This window comes from Microcoleus sp. T3_D1 (assembly GCF_036700405.1).
Taxonomy (GTDB): Bacteria; Cyanobacteriota; Cyanobacteriia; order Cyanobacteriales; family Microcoleaceae; genus Microcoleus.
Window position 1 is genome coordinate 1 of sequence record NZ_JAUBOV010000077.1, and the last position, 11,853, is coordinate 11,853.

General features: G+C 43.2%; 8 protein-coding genes. 6 read left to right on the plus strand and 2 right to left on the minus strand.

Annotation, left to right across the window (positions count from 1 at the left end; all coding sequences use genetic code 11):
• From QT992_RS26445 to QT992_RS26455, 3 genes are all read left to right on the plus strand, one after another.
• On the plus strand, positions 1 to 3,321 hold a 3,321-nt coding region (locus QT992_RS26445; protein WP_333378112.1), incomplete at its 5' end, for an RHS repeat-associated core domain-containing protein.
• 123 nt (positions 3,322 to 3,444) lie between these two features.
• The gene (locus QT992_RS26450) at positions 3,445 to 5,313 is read left to right on the plus strand and encodes an SMI1/KNR4 family protein (RefSeq protein WP_333340049.1); all 1,869 of its coding nucleotides are present in this window, start codon (positions 3,445 to 3,447) and stop codon (positions 5,311 to 5,313) included.
• 327 nt (positions 5,314 to 5,640) lie between these two features.
• Positions 5,641 to 6,297 carry an SMI1/KNR4 family protein gene (locus QT992_RS26455; RefSeq protein ID WP_333340052.1) on the plus strand — a complete coding sequence of 219 codons (657 nt, stop codon included), beginning with the start codon at positions 5,641 to 5,643 and terminating at the stop codon, positions 6,295 to 6,297.
• Positions 6,298 to 6,365: 68 nt separating this feature from the next.
• Here the strand turns inward: QT992_RS26455 and QT992_RS26460 are convergent, their stop codons facing one another.
• Positions 6,366 to 6,548, minus strand: coding sequence for a hypothetical protein (locus QT992_RS26460; protein ID WP_333340054.1), 183 nt, complete (start codon positions 6,546 to 6,548; stop codon positions 6,366 to 6,368).
• Positions 6,549 to 6,663: 115 nt separating this feature from the next.
• On the opposite strand from QT992_RS26460, the gene QT992_RS26465 reads away from it, so the two are divergent.
• The 3 genes from QT992_RS26465 to QT992_RS26475 all read left to right on the plus strand — a co-directional run bounded on the left by QT992_RS26465 (position 6,664) and on the right by QT992_RS26475 (position 10,148).
• A complete protein-coding gene (locus QT992_RS26465; RefSeq protein ID WP_333340058.1) occupies positions 6,664 to 7,434 on the plus strand; it encodes a glycosyltransferase in 771 nt (256 codons plus the stop codon).
• Positions 7,435 to 7,540: 106 nt separating this feature from the next.
• The gene (locus tag QT992_RS26470; RefSeq protein WP_333317362.1) at positions 7,541 to 9,286 is read left to right on the plus strand and encodes a sulfotransferase; all 1,746 of its coding nucleotides are present in this window, start codon (positions 7,541 to 7,543) and stop codon (positions 9,284 to 9,286) included.
• A gap of 208 nt (positions 9,287 to 9,494) precedes the next feature.
• Positions 9,495 to 10,148 carry a Crp/Fnr family transcriptional regulator gene (locus tag QT992_RS26475; protein ID WP_333317366.1) on the plus strand — a complete coding sequence of 218 codons (654 nt, stop codon included), beginning with the start codon at positions 9,495 to 9,497 and terminating at the stop codon, positions 10,146 to 10,148.
• Positions 10,149 to 10,615: 467 nt separating this feature from the next.
• Here QT992_RS26475 and QT992_RS26480 read toward each other — a convergent pair whose 3' ends face one another.
• Entirely contained in the window at positions 10,616 to 11,836 is a 1,221-nt protein-coding gene (locus QT992_RS26480; protein ID WP_333340061.1) for an FtsW/RodA/SpoVE family cell cycle protein, read from the minus strand.
• Between the last annotated feature and the right edge of the window lie 17 nt (positions 11,837 to 11,853).

Genomic DNA, 11,853 nt, shown 5'->3' on the forward strand with positions numbered 1-11,853 from the left:
GTTCGTTTAAACAATAATGTGCAAGCTGGTGGGGGGGGAGGTACTGGCAAGCGGAGTTATACTTACGACCCAGTTTTTAATCAAGTAACGAGCGAAACTGATGAATTAGGCCGCCAAACTCTTTACGAAATTGACCCGCTTACTGGTAACCAAATAAAAGTGACAAACGTAGTAGGTGCTGTTGGCGACAGCGATGATGTTGTTACTAGCTATACCTACACAAATAAAAATTTAATTGACATTGAAACTGACCCCAACGGACGGGTGACAGATTACGATTATAACCCTCAAAACCAGTTGGTTAAGATTACTGTTGCTAAGGGAACTCCTGATGAAGCGGTGCAGCAGTTTGAGTACGATGCTGCGGGGAATCAAAAGGCAGTAATTGATGAAAATGGCATCCGCACTGAGTACGAATACGATGCGATGAATCAGTTGAAGAAGACGACGTTTGCTAAAGCGACTCCTGATGAAGCGGTGCAGCAGTTTGAGTATGATGCTGCGGGAAATCTGACGGCAACAATTGATGAAAATGGCAACCGTACTGAGTCTGATTATGATATCATGAATCAGCTCGTTAAAGTGACGGCTCCTGACCCGGATGGCAGCGGGCCGCTGACATCGCCCGTGACAAGTTACGAGTATGATTTGAATGGGAATCAGGTATTAATGGTTGATCCGTTGGGGAGGAGAACTGAGTATCGGTATGACAGTCGGAATCGGTTGGTTGAGACGGTGAATCCTGACGGTACTGTGGAGAAGATGCGGTATGATGCGGATAACAATCAGACGGCGAGTTTTGATGCTAAGGGGAATCGGACTAATAAGGTTTATGATGCACGGGGTCGGTTAATTCGGGAGGTTGATGCTGCTGAAAAAGTTACTCGTTTTGAGTATGACGTGGCCAATCAATTAAAGGCTCAAGTTGATGCGAATAGTAGCCGCACTGAGTACAAGTACGACGACTTGGGAAGAAGAACGGATCTGACTGAAGGGGCAACTACTGCTGTTGCCAGCACGAGCAAAACCGAGTACGATAAAGTTGGGAATGTTACTGCTGAAATTGACGCTAATACTAACAAAACTCAATACGTTTACGATGCTCTTAATCGGCAGACCCGCGTCATTGATGCTTTAAATCCATCTGGAACCACCACCACTGAATATGATGATGTTGGCAATGTCACATCCATCAAAGACCCAGTAAATAATACGACTAACTTCGTTTACGATGCCCGAAATCGGTTAAAATCGGAAACGAATCAATTTGGTAAAGCTCGTGCTTTTGAGTACGATAATGTTGGGAATCGCACTAAAGTTACTGACCGCAATAACCGCGTCCGTTCCTTTACTTACGATGCCTTAAATCGAGAGACGGCAGAAAATTGGCTGAATACTACTGGTAATCCAATTCGCACTTTTAACTCTACTTATGATGCAGCTAGTCAGTTAACTTTTGTTAAAGACCCTGATTCGACTTACCAGTTTAGTTACGACCCGAAAGGACGACAGATTGGAGTTGATAACACGGGAACTCCTGGCGTACCGAATGTTCTGTTAAACTACACCTACGACGACGAAGATAATCTGCTGTCTGTCAGCGATACGATTAACGGCGAAGCTAAGGGGAATACTGCTTATAGTTACGACACGCTAAACCGGATAAGTCGCATTACTCAAAGCGGTAACAATGTGGCCTCGAAGCGGGTGGATTTCGGTTACGATAATATCGGTCAGTTAAATTCGGTGAATCGTTATTCTGATTTGAATGGAAGTCAGTTGGTGAGGGGAACTACTTACACTTACGATGCTAAGAATCGTTTGGATGTTCTGAGTCACGGAAGTGGGGTTTCTTATGACTTCGATTACGACAATGGGAATCGGATTACGAAGATTGCGGATGTTGATGGGGTAACTAATTACACCTATGATAAGAATAATCAGTTGACTGTTGCTGACCATTCTAATAGCAACAAGCCGGATGAAAGTTTCAGTTACGATGCGAATGGGAATCGGACTAATTCAGGATATCAAACGGGAAGTAATAATCAATTGAATTCTGATGGTGTTTACAATTATGCTTACGATGATGAAGGGAATCTGATTCGGAAAACTGAGATTGCGAGTAATAAGGTGACTGAGTATCAGTGGGATTATCGCAATCGGTTGGCTGGGGTTGTTGATAAGGATGTGGCGAGGAATGTTACTCAGAATGTAGGGTTTAAGTACGATTCTCAAAATCGTCGGATTAGTAAGAAGGTGGGGAATAATGAGACTCGGTTTGTTTATGACAGGGATAATGTACTGTTTGATTTTGTGGCGAATGGGACGAATCAACCTGTTTTGGACAAGCGGTATTTGTTTGGGGCTGGTGTTGACCAATTGTTGGCACAGGAGAGTGCTCAGGGTAGTGTTTTGTGGGCTTTGACTGACCAGTTGGGGACGGTGGCAGATTGGGTGGATAATAGTGGGAGTGTGGCGGATCGTGTGAGGTATGATTCGTTTGGTGGGGTGGTTTCTCAAAGTAATTCTGCTGCTGGAAGTCGGTATGGGTTTACGGGGCGGGAGTTGGATGCTGAAACTGGGTTATATTATTATCGGAGTCGGTATTATAATCCGGAGATAGGACGGTTTATTGGGGAGGATTCTGTTGGGTTTGGTGGTGGGGATGCTAATCTTTATCGGTATGTGAAAAATAGTCCTGTTGATTCAACTGATCCCCTTGGTCATTCGGGGAAAGTAATAGATCAGCTTCGACGGATCAGTTATAATGTCGGCAGTGCAACTAAAAACACCAACAATATCCAGGATGTTAAAAAAGATGTTGACAAAAACCCGTCTAATGTATCCATAACCAGTGATGAGACCATCGCTGTTATAGAACATTCTGGAAGTAGGACAGGGACAGATGCAAATCGAAAAAATCGCCAAAGCGTACTTGGTATTTTGCCGACAGATCATCAAGGACATATTGTATCAGCTTTATTGGGCGGCACGGGTGCATTGAATAACGTGTTTGCCCAGAACGGATGGGTAAACTCCAACTCCAATAGTCCCTGGTATCAATTTGAATTACTGGTAGATACAACGCTCACACAAATGAAGCGCAATAAATGCTTAACGGAAGTGACTCTTTTTTATCAAGTCTCCCTGAAATATGAGCAACGTACTACTCCTAGAATTAGACCTACTTCATTAACCGCAAGGGCAACATTTTTTCCATCGGAAGCTAGCTTGACTCTACGCAATATCCCAAATCCAGCCGAGTTTCTTCCTCCTGCTCATAGGTTAACACTTCCACTGGAAAGACACGGGTTATAGAGTTAAATTCTTATGGTAAATTTGAGTTTTCACTTGGCAGCAAACTAAGTACCCCCCTATGAGCCAATTCTCTCACCGAGTTCAAATTAACAAGTTAATTTCAAGCAAGATTTTGAGGGCATTATGCAAAAATGGCGATCGTTACTGGCACATCTAGAAGTATTTGATGAGCGAGGAGAGTGCTTAAGTGAACAAGAGATGCTGGAATTTGAAACAAAAAATAATATTAAGTTACCCAAAGATTATAAGATTTTCTCTCAAATTTTTGGCAGCGGAACATTGGGTAACATGATTAACATCTACAGTCCTATATACTCTCATTGTTTTCATCAATTTTCGCTGGAAACTATTCACTATGAAATTACATATCATCAGTTGTATTCCTTAGAAGAACTTGAAAAAGATATGACTTTAGAATCAATAGCAGATTTACTTAAAGGGGCTTTTGTGTTTGGGGAGGATTGCGCGGCACGCATAGCTATTTTCGATCTTAGAACTTATAGTGAGTCTGACTATAGTTGCGATATTTACTGGCTGAAGTGCCCTGAGTTTGATGGAGAAATTTACCGTATAGGTCGTGATTTTTTTGAATTCGTGTGTGATTTTTGCCTGGGAACAAAATCTTATGAAATTTTACCCATATCTATTTGTCCAGACCCTTCCTGTCTAGTCCATACCTTTACTTGTTTCTCGACTATCGACGAAGAAAAAGATATACTATCATCTGCAAATATTCAAGAAGAGCCTAATTTTTTATGCGAACCATACGAATTTGTATTTAGAGAAAGTTCGGACTCAGACGAATGTTCTGACTTAGACGAATTTATAAACCTAAAAAGTTATGACTTAGACGAATTGAGAGAAAGTTTAGACGAATTGAGAGAAAGTTCTGAATCTTCTGATGATATCTTGTCTATGTGGAAAGAGAGATTGATTGAAAATTTTAGACATTTGCATTTACCTTCCGAGTATATCTGGAGTTATTTCAATCGCGATCGAGAACGGAAGCGTGATGAAGAAGATAGAGAAATCCTACTCAAAGCCATTCAAGACAAGAATCGCTATGCTTTATTTCGTTATATAAAAACATTCAGAGGTCACTCTGATTCAGTTTATGCTATTACTTTTACTCCCGATGGACAAACCCTAGCTAGTGGCGGAGCCGATCGCACTATCAAAATCTGGGACTTGAATACTGGGCAAGAAATTTGCACTTTTACAGAACATACAGATGCAGTGGTTTCATTAATCGCAAGCCCAGACGGAAAAACCTTGCTCAGTGGTAGTGCTGACACTACCATTAAAATCTGGAATCTGAGCACAAGTCAAGTTATCCACACCCTTACAGGTCATACTGGTTCTGTACTTTGCCTTGCGATTAGTCCAGACGGTACGCGCTTAGCTAGCGGTGCGGCAGACAGCACTATTATCGTCTGGGAACTCAATAGTTATAAGGTAATACATACTCTTAGCAGTCACCGTCATACGATCTTAAGCGTTGCTATTAGCCCTGATGGGAAAACCTTAGCTAGTGCTAGCGCTGATGCTTCTATTAAGCTATGGGATTTGGAATCTGGAACAGAATTTCGCACTTTAGAGGCGAACTGCGGTCTAGTTTTTGCGGTACATTTTCATCCTTCAGGACAAATGCTTGCTAGCGTTCACGAGCAAGACAAAAGTGTCAAATTTTGGCATCTCGAAACTGGGAAACTTATCCGCACTATGTCAACGGAGGTAGAAATTGTATCGGCTACAATTAGTCCAGATTGGACAACTTTGGCAGGCGGGGGTGGCGATACTAATTATCTGATCGGTTTGTGGGACTTAGAGAAAGTAACAGGCATTACTTATTTTAGTAATGGTGGTCAAATCGATCATAATGGCTGTGTTTACTCTGTTGCTTTTAGTCCCGACGGACAAACACTTGCTAGTGGAAGTAAAGACACTACTGTCAAACTTTGGGGAGTTCCACCACCTATTAATATTGAATAATGGAAAGTAATATCAAGTGAAAACGCTATTGCCGCATATCCCTCTCAAAAAAATGCTTAAAATCAATTTTTCTCAACAATAACTAACATTTATTTAACCCTAAAATTTGCCTTCAAACCCCTGCATTAAAACATTAAACCATTTTACCTTGATAAGCGTCAAACTGCGATTGCTTGGAATTCCCCAATGACCTCTGTGTATCAAAGTCCTTTTAGCGGTCATACATTTACAAGCACCCCTCCTGTTAATTTGCCCAATCCTTAGACGCCCATTTATCGTCCTTTTTTTCCTTAGTTTTTTATTAAACAACAAAAACCCTCATAAGCTATGATTAATCAATGGCGACAATTGCTAGCAAACCTAGAAGTCATAGAGGATGACCTTGGTGTAGAAATTTTAAGCGAAGATGAACTAACTGCTTTTGAAATCCAAAATAATATTACTTTACCTGCTGACTATAAAGATTTTTGTCAAATCTTTGGTACGGGTTCCCTTTGGGACTTGGTGGTTATTTTCTGTCCCAGCAATTATCTGCTGGAAGCTCAGGATATGATAGGAGGAATGATAGACCAAATAAGAAGATATCCATCTCCCAATCTTAACCGCAATCTAGAATATATAAACCTGCTAAGTTCTGCTTTCATGTTTGGAGAATATGGGGCAGGAGGCAGCTTAATTTTTTGGGATTTAAGAACTTACAGCGAGTCGGATAAAAGTTATGATATTTACTGGGCAGATTGGGAAACACCGGAGTGTGGCGAGCGAGTTTTTATAAGTAGAAGCTTTTTTGAGTTTGTCCGAGATTTTTGTTACGGTACAAAGTCTTTTGATTTTATACCAGAATTGATGGAGGGTATTTCTCCTGAAGACATTGAATATACTTTCAGTCGGTTCAATCCTAGCATTCGTATGTTAGATTGGGACGCAATCTGCTCGATAGAAGAACGATCGCCAGATTATTGGCGTGGCGACCACCCCGATTGAAACTCAGATGGATTAAAGATTGGCAGTCGAAATACAGTCTAGCGGTGTTGCTGAATACAGCTATGAATTCAAGATTTTGCAATTGCTATAAGCCCTCGGAGGGTAAGTTTTGTAACTTCCGACAAAAGTTGATTCATACCGTGAATCAGCAACGCCAGTCTAGCTATCTTTTTTAAAGAGATACAATCGAGGGCGATCGTACTTACAGAAATATTATCACCGGCGATCGCCCAATCAATTTCTCTCAACAAGTGCTAACATTTATTTAGTCAGAAAATCTGCCTTCAAACCTCTGAATAAAAACATCAAAGCATTTTAGCATTTTACCTCTAGTTCGATCGACCTGCGAGTGATTAGAATTCCCCAATGACATCCTTAATCTCCATCATCACCACCACCTACAACCGAGAACAATACCTCAGCGCCGCCATAGAAAGCATTCTCGCCCAAACCTACCCCAACTTTGAACTGATAATTTGGGACGACGGTTCCACCGACTCCAGTCTCACTATCGCCCGCAAATATGCACAGCAAGACGCGCGAATTCAAGTAATCGCCGCCCCCCACCAAGGCCGAGGAATAGCCCTCAAAGCGGCTCACACAATGTGCAAAGGAACATACACTGGCTGGGTAGACAGCGACGACTTGCTCGCACCCACCGCCCTCGAAGAAACCGCAGCCGTATTAGACGCACAACCAGAAATCGGAGTAGTCTACACGGACTATCTAATGATTAATGAAAAAACTCAAATAAAAGGATTAGGACACCGCAGCCAAATACCCTACTCTCCAGATAGGCTGTTAGTAGACTTTATGACCTTCCACTTTCGCTTATTTCGCCACCAATTATACGATCGCATAGGTGGCATCAACTCCGAATTCAACCGCGCTGAAGATTACGACTTTTGCCTGCGACTCTCAGAGATCGCTCAATTCTATCACCTCAACAAACCCCTTTACTACTACCGACAACATTCGCTGCATACAGTTCAACAGCAACTCGACCAAATTCTTGAATCTCAGTCAGCTATTGCACAAGCGCTTCAAAGACGCGGCTTGAGCGAAAGATTTGAATTAGAAGTAGATATCGTCAGTCGATTTTTTCTGTACAAACGCCAGCAAAAAGAAACAAGTTAAGCAGGCCTAAGTTATTTTTAGTTAGTATAAAGTGCAACGTGCATCGCCCTTATCATCAATTCTTCAATCCCAAATCTAAAATCTAAAATCCCAAATCTAAAATCCTATGACTCCCATCTCAATTGTCATGACTGTCTACAACCGAGAACGTTACCTTAAAGCCGCCATAGAAAGCGTTCTCGCCCAAACTTACCCCAACTTTGAACTCTTAATTTGGGACGACGGTTCCACAGATAACTCTCTCAATATAGCCCGCAGCTACGCCAAACTAGACCCCAGAATCAAAGCCCTCGCCGCCGAACACCGAGGTTCGGGCTATTCCCTAATGGCCGCCATTAGAGAAGCCACATTTCCTTACTTTGGCTGCGTGGATAGCGACGATTTGCTCGCCCCCAAAGCACTAGCAGAAACAGTTCCTATTTTAGATGCAAATCCTCAAGTAGGAGTTGTTTATACCAACTATTTACTCATCGACGAAAACGACTGCATTGGCGGCGAAGGCCCTCTCTGCAAAATCCCCTATTCGCCAGAGCAACTGTTAGTAGATCCGATCGTTTTTCACTTTCGCTTAATCCGCCGTTCGGCTTACAATAATTGTGGCGGTGTTGACCCAAAATTTGCCAGTGCTGTCGATTACGAATTGTGCCTGCGGCTGAGCGAAGTTACAGAAATTAGAAAAATCGACAAACCGCTTTATTATTACCGCATCCACCAGCAAACCGTTTCTCGCCAGCGTCGGGCAGAGCAAATATTATTATGCCGCACCGCTGTCGAACAGGCGCTTCAACGTCGCGGACTTGCTGACAAATTGGAGTTAGGAGTAGAACTTCTCGGTCAATTTCGCTTGCGACCGAAGCAAGTTAATGATAAAATAGATAGGAGCAACTTTTCGCTCGCGGATGCTAATTCACCCAACAGCCAGTCAAGCATTTTTTTTGGCGCGAAGGCTCATTCACCCAGCAACAAATCGATCGTATCAAGTCCGATTTTTGTAATAGGAGCCGAACGTTCTGGGACAACTCTCCTGCGTTTAATGCTAACAGCGCATCCAGCTATCTGCATTCCCCCTGAAAGTCTGTTCTTTGTTGCCCTAGAGTCAAAATACGGTGCTGCCAAAGACTTGCTGCCTCAAATCGAAGATTTTTTTAATGACCTTTACAACAACAATTTTCACAGGTTTTGCGAGTGGAATGTTGACCCACAGCTTTTATTAGATAACTTAACAAATAACAAGCAATTGAGTTACGCTCAAGCAGTTTTTACAGTTTATCAAACTTACCGCCAGCAGTTTGACCCGACAGCTTCGATTTGGGGAGACAAAAATCCTTTTCACATTTATCAATTAGGAAAAATCAGGAGATATTTTCCGGGAGTTAAGGTGGTTTTGATTGTGCGAGATTTTCGGGCTTGTTACAGTTCTATCAAAAAATTAGTAGCAAAAGAGCAAGAAAGGGGGGAAGTGTGGCCGGGGATAAAAACAGTAGCGGGACTGACGCACCAGTGGAATCAAGTTGTGAAAATTATCGAAAAATACCATCAAAAATGGGAACAATTTTATTTAGTTTATTATGAAGATTTGGTGAGGGAGCCGTCAGCACAGTTAGCAAAAATTTGCCAGTGGATCGGGGTAGATTTTCAGGAGTCAATGCTGGAATTTTATCAACAAAATGCTGCGTTAGGTTTAGTTCCGCCTAGCCAAATGGTGTGGCATCCAAATACTTTAGAACCAGTTGGGGTAAAGGGAATTAATGCTTGGCAAGATGAGTTGAGTTTTTCAGAGGTGGAAACTATTGAGTTGATGAATTGGAAAAACTTGGAAAAGCTTGGATATAAATGTACTTCATTATTTTAGCAGGCAAGTTGCTGAGCGATTTTTCTCAATTCGGGTGCTCTACTGTTCCTTCTTTGATCGCACAAATTGCCGGTGAATATACAAAGTTAAAACAATTAATCAAAGTTTATATTTCCCCTAACCTGACGATTACCTAACCTTTACCTTGGCCGGTTAGAGTCAGAGGCGTAGGTCTCAGACAAATGTTTTTTAGCTGGAAATAACGGATATGTCACCAACATCCAAAGCACTTTTAGCGGAAATCCAGCATAACACAGGAGCGAGTCGAAACTTGCATTTTTATGCCAAGGGGGAAACCATTCCTATGATGTCGCAAGGCCTTTGGCGAGTGTGTCAAGGTCTAGCACAACTGAGTACGCTTTATCCAAGCGGGGAAGAAGGACTTTTGGGTTGGGTTGGGCCTTCGATGTGCTTCGGTTTGTGGTTGACAAGCTTGCAGACTTACCGAGCTACGGCGACATCAGATATTTATTTGATGTGGTATTCTATGGTGGAAATCGAAGCTTCTCCTCAATTGGCTCACGAGTTGCTGCCTCAAATGGTACGGCGGCTGCGGCAAATGGAAGCAATTTTAGCGATCGCCGGACAGCGACGAGTAGATGACCGTTTGTATCAGCTATTGCTATTATTGCAACAGGAATTCGGTCAGCCTGTGGTTGATGGAACTCGTTTGAATATCCGCTTGACACATCAAGATATTGCTAATGCGATTTGCACGACGCGGGTAACAGTAACTCGAATGTTGGGAAAATTGCAGCAGCAAGGGTTAATCAGTCGAGATGGCGATCGGCATTTAATTCTTAACAAAGGTGTTTTTGCGTCCCGGTCGGATTTGTTTGGCTGCAACCCTCAATCAGTGTAGAACCGACAGCAATTTGCCTTTCCACTTTTTTGCATCTACATAAAGTCTTCCAGTATTAGCTATCAAATCTCTGTACATGAGAATTTTTTGTCTGGCTCTTCCTCTCCCTATCTACAGCCATACCTTTGCAGTTGGAAAAGATATAATTGAGCGGTGCATCTATTTAGGACTAAACTCAATGGCTAACTCAACTCAAGAAACACCGCAACCAGACAAAAAAGAATTAACTGAGATCACAGCTAAACCTCAAGAACAACAAGAAGAACCCCCCAATAAAGGTGACGGGCGGAAATAGTCGATCGTTAGTTTTTATCAGCTATTACTCGTTACCAGGATCTGCCTGGTAAGGCAGATCCGGAGGCTCCGCCTCCAATTTGCCCCAGCAAGAATCGAGGCAGAGCCTGTGGGTATTAGTGTCCAGGCTCTGCCTGGGAAACAGTTAATCGAGTGTGTTTACTATTGACAAATTATTCGGGTTGTGCAGTGCCGTTGTTCGATCGCAACTTCGGCTTTCCCGGCTTTCCACGGAGACCGTTTAAAGAAACCACATCAGCCTCAGAACTCTCCCTCGCCACCCGAATCAGCAACCCCGACAACAACAAACTTGCCAACATCGAAGAACCCCCGTAACTAAAAAACGGCAGCGGCAAACCCGTAGTCGGCAAAACCCCCGTCGCCACCCCAATATTCAGCAGCGACTGTCCCACCATCACCACCATCACCCCAATCGCCACCAACTGACTCTCACTATTTCGAGCCTTCATCGCTACCCTCAACGCCACAGTAGAGTAAGCCGCCAACATCAGCAACAGGGAGAAACCTCCCACCAAGCCAAACTCCTCAGCAAACACAGCAAAAATAAAATCGCTGTACTGAATCGGCAAATAAAATAACTTTTGCTGCGACATCCCCAAACCAACGCCCCAAATGCCCCCTGAACCGACAGCCAGGAGACTTTGAATCAACTGATAGCCGTCTTGCATCGGATCAGCCCAAGGATTGAGAAAAGACATAATCCGGCGGCGCTGATATTCCCTCAAACTAATACTTAAAACGGCTAAAAGCATTCCCCCCATAGCCGTTGCACCCAACTGCAAGTAAGGCAAGCCCGCCGCCAAAGCCACCAACCACAAAGTCATCCCGCACAAAGCCGTGGTACTTAAATTTGGCTGCAACAAAATTCCCAAAAGCATTGCACCGAAAATTAACAGCCAAGTTAAGCGAACTTTATTCGTCAACCGGGGCCAGTTACCGAAAATGCGGGCGCTTTGGAGAACAAAAAACGGCTTGATTAACTCAGAAGGTTGAATAATCGGAACTGGGCCCAGAGATATCCAGCGAGTCGCCCCGTTGATTGTGGTTCCCACTCCCGGAACTAAGGTCAACCAGAGCAATCCCAGCAGCAATAAAACGCCTAACTGAGATGTTTTCATGATGTAGCGCAGTGGGGAGTACACTATCAAGTTAAAGCCGGCCAGCCCGATCGCCACTGCGATTAGCTGTCGTTTAAAATAATAAAGGCCGTCTCCAAGTTCATAATTTGCAATGGGATAGGAAGCCGAAAACAATGCTGTCAGCCCGACAAACAGCCACAGAAAAGTCAGCCACCTCAGCCACCGAGCCTCAGCGGCCCATTGAGACGCGCTGGGGTCAAGAAATGGAATCAAGCGTCGAATGTCATTAGCCATAGGATTTTAGAATGCTC